This is a genomic window from Alcanivorax sp. NBRC 102024 (assembly GCF_001602235.1).
Lineage (GTDB): Bacteria > Pseudomonadota > Gammaproteobacteria > Pseudomonadales > Alcanivoracaceae > Alcanivorax.
In genome coordinates this window covers 162,058-176,764 of the sequence record NZ_BDAS01000001.1, presented here as the reverse complement: position 1 = coordinate 176,764, position 14,707 = coordinate 162,058, and the positions used below count along the sequence as shown (strand labels likewise).

At 54.7% G+C, this 14,707-nt stretch carries 17 protein-coding genes; 15 read left to right on the top strand and 2 right to left on the bottom strand.

Annotation, left to right across the window (positions count from 1 at the left end):
• Nucleotides 1–144: 144 nt before the first annotated feature.
• The 10 genes from A0251_RS17315 to A0251_RS00825 all read left to right on the top strand — a co-directional run bounded on the left by A0251_RS17315 (nucleotide 145) and on the right by A0251_RS00825 (nucleotide 9,654).
• Nucleotides 145–303, top strand: a complete 159-nt coding sequence (locus A0251_RS17315) for a hypothetical protein (RefSeq protein ID WP_156478209.1) — start codon at nucleotides 145–147, stop codon at nucleotides 301–303.
• A 2-nt stretch (nucleotides 304–305) separates the two neighbouring features.
• Complete coding sequence (locus A0251_RS17310) at nucleotides 306–1,541, top strand: hypothetical protein (RefSeq protein ID WP_156478208.1); 1,236 nt, start codon at nucleotides 306–308, stop codon at nucleotides 1,539–1,541.
• On the top strand, nucleotides 1,538–1,822 hold the full coding sequence (locus tag A0251_RS00855; protein ID WP_156478207.1) for a hypothetical protein: 285 nt from the start codon (nucleotides 1,538–1,540) through the stop codon (nucleotides 1,820–1,822). Before A0251_RS17310 ends, A0251_RS00855 begins: the two co-directional genes overlap by 4 nt.
• 182 nt (nucleotides 1,823–2,004) lie before the next feature.
• Nucleotides 2,005–2,997, top strand: coding sequence for a transposase (locus A0251_RS00850; RefSeq protein WP_062815464.1), 993 nt, complete (start codon nucleotides 2,005–2,007; stop codon nucleotides 2,995–2,997).
• 154 nt (nucleotides 2,998–3,151) lie between these two features.
• Nucleotides 3,152–4,837: a dihydroxy-acid dehydratase gene (ilvD, locus tag A0251_RS00845; RefSeq protein WP_062814945.1), complete on the top strand. Its 1,686-nt coding sequence runs from the start codon at nucleotides 3,152–3,154 to the stop codon at nucleotides 4,835–4,837.
• A gap of 144 nt (nucleotides 4,838–4,981) precedes the next feature.
• Nucleotides 4,982–5,971, top strand: coding sequence for a N(2)-acetyl-L-2,4-diaminobutanoate deacetylase DoeB (doeB, locus tag A0251_RS00840; protein ID WP_062814944.1), 990 nt, complete (start codon nucleotides 4,982–4,984; stop codon nucleotides 5,969–5,971).
• Between the two features lie 111 nt (nucleotides 5,972–6,082).
• A complete protein-coding gene (locus A0251_RS00835) occupies nucleotides 6,083–7,510 on the top strand; it encodes a Glu/Leu/Phe/Val dehydrogenase (RefSeq protein WP_062814943.1) in 1,428 nt (475 codons plus the stop codon).
• Between the two features lie 281 nt (nucleotides 7,511–7,791).
• Complete coding sequence (locus A0251_RS17305; protein WP_156478206.1) at nucleotides 7,792–7,944, top strand: hypothetical protein; 153 nt, start codon at nucleotides 7,792–7,794, stop codon at nucleotides 7,942–7,944.
• 155 nt (nucleotides 7,945–8,099) lie between these two features.
• A complete protein-coding gene (locus tag A0251_RS00830) occupies nucleotides 8,100–8,387 on the top strand; it encodes a helix-turn-helix domain-containing protein (protein ID WP_062814942.1) in 288 nt (95 codons plus the stop codon).
• Nucleotides 8,377–9,654, top strand: a complete 1,278-nt coding sequence (locus A0251_RS00825; RefSeq protein WP_062814941.1) for a type II toxin-antitoxin system HipA family toxin — start codon at nucleotides 8,377–8,379, stop codon at nucleotides 9,652–9,654. The genes A0251_RS00830 and A0251_RS00825 overlap by 11 nt, the downstream gene beginning before the upstream one ends.
• Before the next feature lie 52 nt (nucleotides 9,655–9,706).
• On the opposite strand, the gene A0251_RS00820 is transcribed toward A0251_RS00825, so the two are convergent.
• Nucleotides 9,707–10,441, bottom strand: a complete 735-nt coding sequence (locus A0251_RS00820; RefSeq protein WP_156478205.1) for a hypothetical protein — start codon at nucleotides 10,439–10,441, stop codon at nucleotides 9,707–9,709.
• Between the two features lie 304 nt (nucleotides 10,442–10,745).
• On the opposite strand from A0251_RS00820, the gene A0251_RS00815 reads away from it, so the two are divergent.
• From A0251_RS00815 to A0251_RS00795, 5 genes are all read left to right on the top strand, one after another.
• Nucleotides 10,746–12,092, top strand: coding sequence for a hypothetical protein (locus A0251_RS00815; protein WP_156478204.1), 1,347 nt, complete (start codon nucleotides 10,746–10,748; stop codon nucleotides 12,090–12,092).
• A 225-nt stretch (nucleotides 12,093–12,317) separates the two neighbouring features.
• Nucleotides 12,318–13,031 carry an inovirus Gp2 family protein gene (locus tag A0251_RS00810; protein WP_035249889.1) on the top strand — a complete coding sequence of 238 codons (714 nt, stop codon included), beginning with the start codon at nucleotides 12,318–12,320 and terminating at the stop codon, nucleotides 13,029–13,031.
• Between the two features lie 79 nt (nucleotides 13,032–13,110).
• Nucleotides 13,111–13,299, top strand: a complete 189-nt coding sequence (locus A0251_RS00805; RefSeq protein ID WP_035249891.1) for an AlpA family transcriptional regulator — start codon at nucleotides 13,111–13,113, stop codon at nucleotides 13,297–13,299.
• Between the two features lie 63 nt (nucleotides 13,300–13,362).
• Nucleotides 13,363–13,686, top strand: a complete 324-nt coding sequence (locus A0251_RS00800; protein ID WP_062814938.1) for a type II toxin-antitoxin system PrlF family antitoxin — start codon at nucleotides 13,363–13,365, stop codon at nucleotides 13,684–13,686.
• An 80-nt stretch (nucleotides 13,687–13,766) separates the two neighbouring features.
• On the top strand, nucleotides 13,767–14,213 hold the full coding sequence (locus A0251_RS00795) for a type II toxin-antitoxin system YhaV family toxin (RefSeq protein ID WP_231874144.1): 447 nt from the start codon (nucleotides 13,767–13,769) through the stop codon (nucleotides 14,211–14,213).
• Between the two features lie 130 nt (nucleotides 14,214–14,343).
• Here A0251_RS00795 and A0251_RS00790 read toward each other — a convergent pair whose 3' ends face one another.
• Entirely contained in the window at nucleotides 14,344–14,700 is a 357-nt protein-coding gene (locus tag A0251_RS00790) for a hypothetical protein (RefSeq protein ID WP_035249895.1), read from the bottom strand.
• Nucleotides 14,701–14,707 lie beyond the last annotated feature (7 nt).

Below are 14,707 nucleotides of genomic sequence, written 5' to 3'. Positions count from 1 at the left end.
TGTTTGGGGGGGCTAAACGCTATTTCAGAAGTGAGAGTTGGTAACTGATTGATTTCTGGTTTTAAGTTTGTGCGTGTCCCTTAAGTGCTTGATTTGGCAAATGGAAGAAGCGGGCATTGAGATTTTGACCCACGTGCTGCCGGTATGAAAGCTGAGATTGTTCAGACAATGAAAGATGCGATTGATGAGAATAAAGAAAACTTTAGGAAGCATCTTGGAAATTTGCGAGACAAGGAACTGAAAAGGAAGCTAGACCAATTAAAAGAAAAGCTGGATGACTTTGTTGGTTTTGTGGAGTTTTGAAGATGCTAACTATTCATGTTTTTCCGACTAATTTGCATGGTTTTGATGTGGGAAAAAGAACCCTGTCAGCTTGGAGCGGTGGCGGATTCAGTTATCGCAAAGGCTTTGGGCGAGGTTATGATGCTTTTCTTGGTCATTCAGCGATGCTAGGTAAAGATGTTGGTTTGGCCAGTGCTCCAATTCTAGGAAGTGTGATTGTTAGTCTAGATGGCTATTTTGTTGCTCCTGATGTTGTTGATAAAAATAAATTTGAAGAGGCGATGCGCTGTTATTTGAAACTTTTCCCAGGAAAAACTTTTGACTCGGAAAGCAATGATGTTCTTTTCTTTCCTGATGCCGTTAATATAGTCGATGCCGAGGATTATGATTATGAGGGGGATAACTATGCGTTTCACTACTCAATAGATAGTAAAGAGGTGGAAAATATTAAGTCGAAGAATATTGGTGTCTCCCGTATTTTCCCATCAGGTGTTTGTGTTCATGAAGCCCCTAGGGGGCATCGGTTCGTGGCGCTTGATTCTAGGTTAAATGAGCTATGGTCAATTGAAAGAAAACACCTTGATGCTGCATTTTGCCCTGTGAATATTGCTGAAGGTCCAGTGGCTGATACCGTTTTATTAAATCTTGGTTACCTTGATGGAAAAGACGCTAACGGCAGCGACAATGATGTGGCCCTGCTGGAGCAAGTGTCAGGGAAATGCCTATGGAAGGTGACGTTTCCACAGGTTGTAAACAGTATCTGGTCAGACGAGAAATATGTCTACGTTTCTTCTCAAGGGTCGGCTTATGTGCTCGACCCGGAAAGTGGCGATATCGTCAAAAGTCTGGAAAATGTGTTCGGTGTGGAAAGTAATCAGCGTTATCAACAAAACAAAATGTACCAGTCTGTATTAAAAAGTACGCTCGTTTCAGACGGGGCGCACCTTTACTTTTTCAACACTAGCTACTTGCTTGATTCAAGTGCCGATTGTAAAGAGTTTTGGATTTTTGATTTGGCAACATTGGAATGTTTGCGTCATGAAGATTTGCCGATAGGTTATGCCGTTGATAGAAACCTGGAACCCCGGTTCTCTGAAGGAAAGCTCTATGTGCCTATGACTCGCAGCTTTTGGGGTAACGAGGGAGGGGCTTTGGTAGAGTTTGATCCAGATGATATTCATTCAGATTTTGTCTGTGACGCGGAGGTGTCGTTTGTGGAATCTCTGCGGAGAAATGGGGGGGGGAAGAATATGTGTTGACTACGGATTACCCCTGCCTAGATGACATACTCCGCTATGGCGAGTCGGAACTAAAAAATCTCGCCATCGCCCGTGGTCGCTGCGTGTTTAGTAAGGATGTCAAAAATCCGGCTTTTAACGGTCTAATCCACCTGGCAATCCGCCAGGATTCCTTGCAGCCGCAGCCTGATGCGAAAGACAAGCTTGCGATGCTGATGCAGCGGCTCAATGCCTGGGGAAAAAGTGGCTATTATGCTTCGGATGGAAAGACCTTTGTGTCTTTCAACTGGGAGTGGGTGTAGGAGGACTTGCAATAATCGGGGGCATGAACCAATTCAAACAACCACCAACCAACGGGACACGAGCACACAACGGGACACGCACGGATTAGAGAATTTCCTACAAATTCAGTAGCGGCTTTCTGATGGTTGGCTGACTTTTTGATCAGTATTGTGGAGTTGTGGAACAGCAAGAAGGCCTTTCCATGACCCGAGCCCGATCTTCCCAGATCTCTCTGGATGAGACGCCCTATTACCACTGTATCTGTCGCTGCGTTCGCAGAGCATTTTTGTGTGGCCAGGATCATTATTCCGGTCAAGACTACGAGCATCGCCGCCAGTGGGTGGTAGACAGGCTGGCGGTTCTGGTGGAGATTTTTGCCATCGATCTGTGTGCCTATGCCGTCATGTCGAACCATTACCATGTGGTGCTGAAGGTGGATCGGGCTCGTGCAGAGACCTGGTCAGTGGAAGAGGTGGCGGAGCGGTGGATGGGGCTGTTTTCCGGGCCATTACTGGTCAGGCGCTGGCTGCGTGGTGAAACGGTAGAGGCAGAAACATTGAAGGCAGTGGAAATCGTCGAAAGCTGGCGCTCCCGGCTGTTTGACCTTGGCTGGTTCATGAAATGCCTGAATGAACACCTGGCCCGCAAGGCCAACGAAGAAGACAACACCAAGGGCCGTTTCTGGGAAAGCCGTTACAAGAGTCAGGCCCTGCTGGATGAAAAAGCCCTGCTCAGCTGCATGGCGTATGTCGACCTGAACCCGGTACGCGCGGGGATGGCTGCCACCCCGGAACAGTCAGAGCACACCTCCATTCAACAGCGTTCACAGGCACTGAGCCAGAAGCCTGGCCAGAAGGGTGGTGCAAAGCCACGCCTAGTCCCTATGGTAGATGCTGAGCACATTGAAACAGACGATGAGGGCACGCTTTGCCGGGTTCGCCTGATGGATTATCTGCAACTGGTTGATGCGACAGGTCGTGCTCTGCGTGAAGATAAACGGGGTGCGATCAGCGCCGAGGCTGCCGATGTGCTCCAGCGGCTGGGAATTGATGAGACTGCCTGGTTGCGACATATGGCCCCGAGAAAGCAGCGGACGCCTCTGGCAATGGGGACAATGTGCCGGTTGAGGGCGTTTGCGAAGGCGACAGGCCGGCGGTGGATTGCCGGGCAGAAAGCGGCGTGTTCTTTGGGGTAGAGCCTGGATGTGGTGCTTTTGAATTTATGCGTGTCCTCCAGCAGAGGATGGCAGTGCGAGCCGTCACAGGTTACCGTTTCCCCCTGCAACCCATTCCATGGGGAAGATGTCTGCAATGATTCAGGCGCTTCCCGGCACCGGACAAGGAGAGAACATGAGCGACCCCCAGGACGATCCGCGCCGCCGCCATTCCGCCAAGGTGGTGGATGGCCCGGGCAAGTCGGCCGGCCGCGCCATGTTGCGGGCGGTAGGCTTTACCGACGAGGACTTTCGCAAGCCCCAGGTGGGTATTGCCTCCACCTGGAGCCAGGTGACCCCTTGCAACAGCCATATCGGCGAACTGGCAGAGCGGGCCTGTGAAGGCGCAGACGGCGCCGGTGGTAAAGGGGTTATCTTCAATACCATCACCATTTCCGATGGTATCGCCAATGGCACCGAGGGGATGAAGTATTCGCTGGTGTCCCGCGAGGTGATCGCCGATTCCATCGAGACGGTGGCCGGTTGCGAGGGGTTTGATGGTCTCGTGGCGATCGGGGGGTGCGACAAGAACATGCCCGGTTGTCTGATCGGTCTGGCCCGGCTCAACCGCCCCAGCGTGTTTGTCTACGGCGGCACCATCCTGCCCGGCAAGGGCCACACCGATATCGTCTCCGTGTTCGAAGCCATGGGCGCCCATTCCCGTGGTGACATGGACCTGATCGAGCTCAAGCAGATTGAGGAAACCGCCATTCCGGGCCCCGGTTCCTGTGGCGGCATGTACACCGCCAATACCATGGCGTCAGCCATCGAAGCGCTGGGCATGAGCCTGCCTGGCAGCTCGGCGCAGAATGCGGTGTCCGAGGATAAGCGGGAAGACTGCGAGCGGGCCGGTGCGGCGGTATTGCACCTGCTGGAAAAGGACATCAAGCCCTCCGACATCATGACCCGGCAGGCCTTCGAAAATGCCATCACCATCGTGATTGCCCTGGGCGGTTCCACCAATGCGGTGCTGCACCTGCTGGGTATGGCGCGCACGGTGGGGGTGCCGTTGTCTCTGGACGACTTCACGGACATCGGCAAACGGGTACCGGTGCTGGCGGACCTGCGCCCCAGCGGTCAGTACATGATGAGCGAGCTGGTGGCCATCGGCGGCATTCAGCCGTTGATGAAAATCTTGCTGGAAGCCGGTCTGCTGCATGGCGACTGTCTGACTGTCACCGGCCGCACCCTGGCAGAGAATCTGGCCGAGGTGGCGCCGTATCCGTCAGACCAGGACGTCATCGCTCCCCTGACGGCCCCGCTGAAAGCGGAAAGCCATCTGCGTATTCTCTACGGCAACCTGGCCCCGGAGGGGGCGGTGGCCAAGATCACCGGCAAGGAGGGCACCCATTTTTCCGGCTCGGCACGGGTGTTCGGTTCGGAAGAGGAAGCCCAGGCACGGATCAATGACGGCACCGTGGTTGCCGGCGATGTGGTGGTGATCCGCTACGAGGGCCCCCGTGGCGGCCCGGGCATGCGCGAAATGCTCACTCCCACATCGGCGATCATGGGCCGAGGTCTGGGCAATGATGTGGCGTTGATCACCGACGGCCGTTTCTCCGGCGGCAGCCATGGTTTTGTGGTGGGCCATGTGACCCCGGAAGCCTTCGATGGGGGGCCGCTGGCGTTGCTGGAAGACGGCGATCGCATCACCATCGATGCGGAGGCCAATACACTCACCGTGGACCTGTCCGACGAGGAACTGGCCCGCCGGCGAGCCAACTGGCAGCAACCGGCGCCCCGTTATACCCGGGGTGTGCTGGCAAAATATGCGCGCCTGGTGGGCTCCGCCAGTGAAGGGGCGGTGACCGACGACTTCTGAGAAGCACGATGCCGTTTTGGGTATGGCGAACAGCGCAAAATTGCGCTGTTCGCGATGCCGGAAATGCGCGCATCATAGGGGGTACTACCCGGGGGTGTCGCCGATGCCTCCGCCAACATTCCCAGCCCCGGATCCGATCTCGTTATGCAAGACAGCCCTATCACCGCCACTGTGGATTTCGACCGGGACGGCGTTCAGCACGGCTTTCTGAAATTGCCCCATTCCCATGATGGCTCCGCCTGGGGCAATGTGATGATTCCGATCACCGTGGTACGCAACGGCGAGGGGCCGACGGCCTTGCTCTCCGGCGGCAATCACGGTGACGAATACGAAGGCATCACCGCCCTGTTGAAGCTGGCCAATCGTCTGCAACCCGAAGAGATGCGCGGACGGGTGATTATCGTGCCCATGCTCAACCATCCCGCGGTACTGAACGGCACTCGCACCTCGCCGCTGGATGGCGGTAATCTGAACCGGGCCTTTCCCGGTCATCCGGCGGGCACCCTGACGGAAAAAATCGCCGATTACCTCACCCGCTATCTGGTGCCGCTGTGTGATCTGGCACTGGATATCCACTCCGGGGGGCGCACCCTGGATCTGTTGCCCTTTGCCGCTACCCACCGCATGGCCGACCGGGAATTCGAAGCCCGCTGTCTCGCCGCCGCCACCGCCTTCGGCGCGCCCTACACGCTGTTCATGGCGGAGTTGGAAGGCGACGTGCTTTACGACAGCGTGGTGGAGGGCAGCGGCAAGGTGTTCGTCAGTACGGAACTGCGTGGCGGCGGCACGACTACCCCCGAGACTGTGGCGCTGGCGGAGCGGGGGGTGGAGAACCTGCTGCGCTTTGCTGGCATCCTGCCCGGCGATCCGGAGGTGGTGGCCTCCCAGGCTCTGGAGATTCCCGGGAGTGAGTATTACCGGATCAGCGAACATCGTGGCCTGCTGGAATTTGCTGTGGCGTTGGGTGACAGCGTCCGTGCCGGTGATGTGCTGGCCCGGGTGCATTCCCTGGAACGTACCGGTGCCGCTTCGGTGGAATATCGCGCCCCCTGCGATGGCTTGCTGATTGGCCGTCGCCATCCTGCCCTGGTCAATGTGGGCGATACCTTTGCGGTGCTGGCGGTGCCGCGCTGACTGGTACCTCCGTGCACGTTAACAGGGCATAACAAAGCATAAACACCCTTGCCGAAAAGGCGCTGCTAATGTTCAGGTTCTACCAAGAACAACAGGACTGACGGAGCAGCCATGAGCGATACCAAATACGCCCAGAAGGGCATGTCATTTCGGGAAAGCGTTGAACACATGGTCGACCATGCCATCGACATCATGGGGCTCGATGCGGGCATGGGCAATGCCATGAAGGTGTGCCAGAGCGTGGTGCAGGTGTCTTTCCCCGTGGAGATCAATGGAAAGGCAGAAATCTTCACCGGCTGGCGCGCCACCCACAGTGATCATCGGCTGCCTTCCAAGGGCGGCATTCGTTACGCCCCGATTGTGGATCAGGATGAAGTGGAAGCGCTGGCAGCGCTGATGACTTACAAGTGCGCCATTGTCGATGTGCCCTTCGGCGGCTCAAAGGGCGGGCTGGTGATCGACCCGAAAAAATACGAGCGGCACCAACTGGAAGCCATCACCCGCCGTTTTGCCCGCGAACTCATCAACAAGGGCTACCTGAGCCCGTCCCAGAATGTGCCGGCGCCGGACATGGGCACCGGTCCGCAGGAAATGGGCTGGATGGTGGACACCTACAAACAGATGTTCCCCAACGACATTAATTACATGGGCGCGCTAACCGGTAAACCGGTGGAGCACGGCGGGGTCCGTGGCCGCAATGAGGCCACCGGGCGGGGCGTGCAATATGCCCTGCGTGAACTGTTCCGACACCCGGAAGAAATCAAGCGTGCCGGGCTGTCGGGTTCACTGGCAGGCAAACGGGTGATTGTTCAGGGGCTGGGTAACGTGGGCTATCACGCGGCGCATTTCCTGGAAACCGAAGACGATTGCCGTATTACCGCCATCATCGAACGGGATGGTGCCATCATTAATGAAGACGGCCTCAACGTGGGCGCGGTACGCCAGCATATTGTGGAAACAGGCGGTGTGAAGGGGTTTACCGGTGCGGAATATCTGGAAGACGGCATCAAGGCGCTGGAAAGAGCGTGCGATATTCTGATACCGGCAGCACTGGAAGGTGTCATCACCGCCGGAAACGCGCCGCGTATTCAGGCCAAGCTGATCGCGGAAGCGGCCAACGGGCCGGTGACGTTTGAAGCGGATCGGATTCTTCGCGAAAAGGGTGTGGAAATTATTCCGGATGCCTACTGCAATGCCGGTGGTGTGATCGTTTCCTACTTCGAATGGATTCGTAACCTCAACCACGTGCGCTTCGGACGCCTGGACAAGCGCTTCCACGAAGCCCGTGGCCAGCATGTGATTGATGCCATCGAGCAGGCCACCAACACCAAGGTGCCCGAGCATATCGTCAAGGAACTGGCTCGCGGCGCCGACGAGTTCGATCTGGTGCGCTCCGGGCTGGATGATTCCATGCGCCTGGCCTTGCAGGAGATCATTCGTACCCGTAACGAGAATCCGAAGATCGACGACTACCGCATGGCGGCCTATGTGATCGCCATCGAGAAAGTCTCCCGGCATTACCGGGATATCGGTTTCTGAAAAAGGAAAATGGCGCGGGGCTTATTCAATATTCTGGATCTTCTTGTTGGTTAAAAAATGAAAGCACTTAAAAATCAGTGATTTATTGTATTTTTTGCATGGTGGTTTTTGCTTTGCCCACCATGCTGCCCACCACTTTTAAGTCCTTGATTTAGCTTAATGAGCAAATACGCGGGGCCTTTTGGGGGAGGGGTGGGCTGCTGAGAATTCAGGGTCCACGTGCTCGGTTTTTCAGGTCGTGACGATAGGGTTTCTGGTGAATGTATTCACTGGAGAGCAAGATGACAATTCGTTGGCGTTACCTGGATGGATGGCTGGTAGCTAATCATGAAGAAGGATCGGGGCTGAAGATCTGGGAAGCGGATTCTTCATTGGGCCCGGCGCTGGCCTTATTGCTGAATAAGGCTCCAGGACTCTCACGTCTGTTAGTGTAGGGATTTGGTCAAAATTGCTGGCGCAGGAGTCGTTGCTGACGGCAGTACGATTTCTGGTCTTTGGTGCTCTCGTGAGGCTATTATTGGGCATTATGGTGTCTATTTTTCCCGTTAAATGCGATAATTGGACAAAATAGTATCCATATAGGTGTGATATGGTCGCCTTACTTGACGATGCCGATGTCCAGCAGGCATTTGCCACCCATCTGCGACGTTTGCGCAAGCAGGCCAAGCTGTCTCGTGATGCGCTGGCTGAGCGTAGTGGGGTGCCCGCCTCCACCATCAAGAAATTCGAGCTTACCGGCCAGATCTCGTTCCGGCAGTTGCTATTCCTCTGGCAGAGTCTGGACGATTTGCGTCGCCTGTACGCGCTAACTCGTCACTCCCCTGATCAAGCGGAGATGCCATTCAGTATCGATGAGGTATTGAGCGATGACCTTTAAGCCGGTCCGCAAGCTGACGGTAACCCGCACGCTGGCAACGGGGCAGACGGTGACGGTTGGTGTGCTGGCGCAGAACCGGCAGGGTGTCTTCTTTCAGTACGATGCCGATTATCTCGGGCGCTTCGGGAACTTGTCGCCCTTTGGCCTGAAGGCAACCGCTGAGCTGCAGCTTGCTCCCAAAAGGCCGCATTCTGGCCTGCATGGCCTGTTCGGGGATAGTCTGCCTGATGGTTGGGGTTCCCTGCTGCAAGACCGAGTGTTCCGACAGCATGGCATTCTCCCTGCCCAGATCACCGCCATGGATCGCCTGGCGTTTGTAGGGGCTTCCGGGATGGGTGCCCTGTCATTCTCGCCGACCTCGGAATACCAGCTTGCCTCAACCGGCGACATCGACCTGGCGAAGCTGGGTCTGGAGGCGCAGGCGTTTTTTGACGGTCAGACGGAAGAGGTGCTGGCGGATCTGGTGGCAGCAGGTAGCTCCGGTGGTGCCAGACCCAAGGCGCAGTTCTACATCTCCCCGGATGAGCCAGATCGCTGCCGCACGGTGGCGAGGCCAGGCGATGAGGCCTGGCTGGTCAAGTTTACCTCCAGGAATCTGCCCCTCGGCCATGAAGAAGGGCTCTGTGAAGCGGTCTATCTGCACCTGGCCGGAAAGCTGGGGCTGGAGCCGCCTGAGTGGCGGCTGTTCGAAGCGCCAGAGCAAAGCGGCGCCCGTGCCTGGCTCGGGGTAAAGCGGTTCGATTGGATAAGCCATCCCCAAAAAGCGGGTCGACTCCACATGCACAGCGCCTGCGGCCTGCTGGATGCGGATTTCCGTACCCCCAGCCTGGATTACGAAGATCTGATCAAGGCCAGCCGCCATCTTTGCCGGTCGCCAGCGGTCGGCAAGCTGCAGTTCCGCAGAGCCATGTTCAACCTGTTTGCCTGCAACCAGGACGACCACAGCAAGAACTGGGCTTTCCTGCAGGATGATGCCGGCGACTGGGTGCCTGCCCCTTTCTACGATGTGACCTTTAGCCCTCACCCATACCAGGAGCATGCCACTGCCTATGCCGGTTTCGGCAAGAATCCGCCGCTGAAAGCCATCCAAGCGCTGGCGGCGCGGGCGGGCTACGCCAAATGGGAGCAGGCCCAGCGCGATATTGAGGAGATCGTGACTTTTCTCGCTGATTTCGCTGTCGTTGCCAGAGATTTCGGAGTGGATAGTGGTGTTGCTGAGCTGATTGACCGGCAGCTTGCTGGTTTGAGGGATGGGTATGGAGGTTAAGCCTGCCCTCTACTCAAGAGGGGCTGAGACCAGGTGCTGTGGCTGTTCCTTCTCAGGTTTTCTGTGGTCTGGGTCCTTGATTGGTGCTGCTGTGGTTCTCGGCTTGAGCAAGTGAGGCCGTCGCTTTTAACTGCTTGCGGAAGTAGTCGAGCAGAGACTGGTGTCTGTGCAGGGCTTCTTGTTTCTCATCTGGTGTTAGCTCAAGGCTTTCCCCTGCTTGTATGTTAAGGGCGACCTCAAGCTCGACCAGCCTAAACAATATATTGCTCATCTCTTTCTGGGTTTCCGAGAGCTCCGCCTGGAGCTCTTCATTATGAAATATCAGCTTCGAGCGTTCCTTCTGCAGGTGGTCGAGTTTGCCTGCGGCGGACTCTTCGTGACGCTGAATATGCTCCTGAATAGCGTTCTGGATTGCTGCATTCCTGTCTTTGAAATAGCCGACTTCCTCCTTGATTAATCTCTCAACAGTTTCGGAAACACTTGTTCTCTTGGAGAGGTTGGCAAGCTGTCTTTTCACGCGTGGACTGAGCCTGACTTGGACCACCTGGTTTCCGTGCTTTTTGTCTGATTTGTATCTTCTCCATGCGGCCTTGAGGTTCATGAGCTCCTTCTGGCTGCTGCTATTGATGATCAAATAATGAGCGGCATCGAGGAGCGCTGGGCGAAGGTTATATGGGTTTAAAACCTGGATGGGTGCGCCTTTTCGTCTCAAGTGCTGCTCAAGCCAAGTCAGCATTTCTTGATCATTCGTGAGCCAATCCTCTAGAGGTATTTCTGACCTTGCCATGCTGAAAACCCCGAAAAATTAAATAGTACGAGTAAGACGTATTATAGACGTATATTCGTACTGCTAAAAACATGCCATCTGGTATAATTACGACAAATAGAAAGAGATGACATATTTCGGGGGGGGGGGTTGCGTGCTTGGGTTGCTAGGAACATCAGCGGAATTTGATCGGCGGAATGGTCTCGCGTCTATTGCAGGGCCAACCCGTTACTTCTTGTATCGGCTGCTTTGCGACGATGAGGGGCGTGGCGTTGCGTTTACAGTCCAGGACTATGTCGAGCGCTTTAAGCTAAACGACAGGGTGGTGAGTAAAGCAATCCGGGAGTTGTCTGAGAGCGGGGTGTTACAGAAACGATTTGTCGATGGGGGGCTGGGAAAAAGAAGGAGGTGCTTGGAGTTGGAGCCTCAGCTTGAGGAAGCGCTTGCTGGTCTGGAAAGTGAGCAGCCGGTCGTTGAGCTCCGCAGTCTTGCTGAACATGTGTTAACTGCGACCGTAGATGATACAGGCAAACCAGGCCAGAAATGGTTGACTCCCTACAATCGTTTGGTGCTGGCGGCGCTGCTGGTTGGGTCCAATTCAGCGGGCGCAGTATATGGGGTTGGGGGGAGTGATCTGAAGCGCTTGGCGGGCCTGACCGATGACGGATTGAGATCCCAGTTGAGTACGCTGATGCAGCGTGGATACCTTCGAAGCAGGGTTGCAGGAGTAACCGGGAGGTATTTGTTGGGAATGTCGAAAGGCGCATATTTCATTAACCTCGCTCACCCTGACTTTATGGGTATAGGTGGCGCTGCCTGCTTTCTAATCAGGGAGGCCAAACTAAGTAGTAAAGAGAATCGGTACCGTACGGCTTTTGGTATGTACAACGCAGCCAAAGTGATTGGTAGTTTGCAGCAGAAGGAGGCGAGGGAGGCTAATAAATCGGCTAGGTGGAGAGCAGGTGATACGGGAATACTACCTAGCACCCAGACGGCCATGGAGTTTGAGAGGGCTTTTACTGCAAGGGGAGAGTTGAGGGCTCCTTGCAACTTGCATGAGAACTTTCGAGATACTCCCAGTGAGAGATTTTCCCGATACCTGCAGATGCTCATCAACCGATATGCCAGCCTGATTGTTAATAGTTGCCTACATCATGGAGGCTGGGATGGTAATGATGAAAATGGAGAGCTTCGGACCGAAATAAGGCAGCATTTGGGTACCAAGGCGGCTCAGGCACCTTTGGCTGTGGTGGATGCGATTGTCTGTGCTTCAATCCACGAGGCAGTCAGGGTATGGGAAGTTTTGGTTTCGGATGCGGAGATCTGGAGGGTGGTCATGTCAGGGGCACGTTGCCTTATACTGCCACTATTTGAAGTGCGGGACGCTCACGTGGTTACTCCTATTGTCTTATCTGGTGAAGGGATTCCTGACGAGATGAGGGGGGAGTGCTGGAAAGTGAGCATGCTGCCTGATCTGGGAAGGCGGCTATATAGGCAATCGTACAGGAGGCATGCGGGGAAAGAGCAAGAGTTAGGTGCTCAGGCCGAATTATGGGGGTTGCGAGGTGTCGGGAAGAGATATCCTCTGAATAAATCACATGGATCCGGCCTGGCTGAAGATGCGAGTTTCAGCAATTTGGTCACCGGAGCCCCTCCCACTGAAGGCGATTGATTTGGTTTAACCTTTGAGTGGGCTGCAGTCTACAGCTCAGAGATGCTGCGGCTCGTTCAGCTTTGTGGAAACGGTAATAGTAATGATAAGGCAGGTTGGCCTCTTGGATATTTACTGTATATCGTAACTCATTGATAAGTATGACCAAAGCACATAACTTCATTAATAATTACTCGATAGCTACCTCTTATGGAGAATTCCCTCCTCATTTCTTAAGAGGTAATCATGAGAAAGCGTCATCCCGAGAACACCAACCTTACCCTTCACCACTCTGGCCCCTGGAATGGATATGACGTCCAGCTACAGCGGGGACCGCTGTTCATTCCGTATCTGGAAAGAATTCATCAGGCCATGGAGCGAGAGGCAGACCGCCAAGCCAGGACAATGGCCGTAAGGGTGGATCTGAAATTGCCAAGGCACGGCTACATGCGTGATGGCGATCTGTTTGGTTTCTTTATCCAGTCCCTGCAAGCACAGATTGATGCTGATATGGATCGGCGTAGACGAGAGGGGCGCCGAGGGCCTGCTTGCAAGGTTGGCTATGTCTGTGTGAAGGAGACGGCAGATGCCTTCCATCACCATTACCACCTGTGTCTCTTTCTGAATGGAGAGTGCTACCGGGGATTGGGGCGGATGCCAGAGGGGTGCAGGGCCGGAGCTCAGGATTTCGACCCTGACTTGCCGGTAGATCCTGCTGCCGGGGAAGCCGACAGTTTGGCCAAGAAAATCGTACTTGCCTGGTCCAGGGCGCTGGGCTTGAGCATGGAGCAGGCTGTGGGGCTGGTGCACTTCTGTGAAGGCGGAGTGTACTGGGTCAGGCGTGGGTCTATGGAGTGCGATAGCCAGATAGCGGGGCTATTCAATCGTCTTAGCTACTTTGCCAAGCAGGAGACAAAGCAATTCGGAGACGGAAGCCGGAATCTGCGTTGTAGCCGGTAGGAGATGAGAGGCTGGGTGGTCGTCCGCCCAGTCTTATTTTACCAACATGCCGCATCTCATGAGATGAAGGAGATTGCTCATGAGAATCATGCGTTTGAAAGAAGTGATGGATACCACCGGCTTGGGACGGTCCTACATTTACAAGCTGATTGCGGACGGGGTCTTTCCAAAGCCGGTTCCGTTGGGTGCCCGTGCAACGGGATGGGTCTCGGACGAGGTGGAGTCCTGGATTCTGGAGAGAATTGGAGAGAGGGATCAGGCAGGGTGATGTCTTTGGTAATGCGGTTGCATTACCATTTGCGTGTCATCCCACATAGTGCAGGAGGCGGCCATGGCCACGCTTGAAGTCGAATCCACGCTGACAGATCGGTATCAGACCACCGTGCCGGAAACGGTTCGCCGTGCTCTCAAGCTCAACAAGCGAGACAAAATTCAGTATGTCATCCGCCAGAATGGCGAAGTGGTCTTGACCCGGGCTACCAGCGAAGGCGATGACCCGGCTCTGGGGTCGTTCCTGGATTTCCTGGCGATTGATATCGCCGAGCATCCGGAGCACATCCTTGCGGTTGAGGATGCGTTAATGCAGCGTATTCAGTCGCTGACGAAGGGTGTCGAGGTTGATCTGGATGCGCCTTTACAGGAAGACGATGAATGAGTGGGAGGCAATCGACCACTCTAACTATCAGTGGGTGGGCGGTTTACGCTCACCCATTATTTATGGAATAGCTTGAAACCCTGGCAAGACAAGTCGAAAGTCACAAAGAAAAAAATGCCGAGGGGTTCGCCAAGAAAAATGCTACCAAGCGATTGGCTGCGATTGCCAAGTTAGCATTCGAGGTTATCCCGCAGGACCCTGCAAGGCCGGAGTACCGTCAGGGTGGTACGCTTGGCGCTGATCACAAGCACTGGTTCCGCGCGAAGTTTTTTCAGCAATACCGGTTATTCTTTCGTTATCACGCCTCAAGCAAGGTGATTGTCTATGCTTGGGTAAATGATGAGGGCACCAAGCGGGCGTATGAGAGCTCCGATGATGCCTACCGGGTTTTCCGCAAGATGTTGAAAAATGGCCACCCTCCCGATGATTGGGATCAGCTTTTGATCGAAGTAAGACGGGATGAGCAGAGTCAGGAAGCCATGCGTTCCCTAGCCGAGCAAGCCCAAAATCAGGACATGGGTTACTGATCTTCTTTGCCGTTGTTTCGAGTTCGCAAATTCTCTTGATGTTGTAGGGTTTTGCCATCCCGAATATGTATAAGAAGAGTTTGTGCACCAACCTGAAGTGGGCTGATCGACTAACTGATTCTGTGGAGAATCAGTCCTTTTTGTAAATGACGGTGACTTTGCCGGCAGGTTTGTTCTTACCTATCTCATAATCAGGGTTGAAAGTGGCGAGGTTATGAGCGGCGATGCCAATCACTGAGGCAAAGCCAGTAACCTGGGTAAAGCCGGTCGGGATAGCGAAGCTGGCTAAGGAGGCCGCTCTGTATTCCGTGTACACGCGGCAACGTAGTCCTTTCTTTTCAATAGCGCCCTCGACTTTGTTTACCACGGAGCTGATGTTCTTGACCGCGACAATTTGAAAGGAAGCTTTCTTGGCAATGAGTTCAGAGAGCTTTTCAGTAGTGATGTCTTCGGAGGTATATTTTTCGATGTCAATATCTTTGCTCATTGAGTTT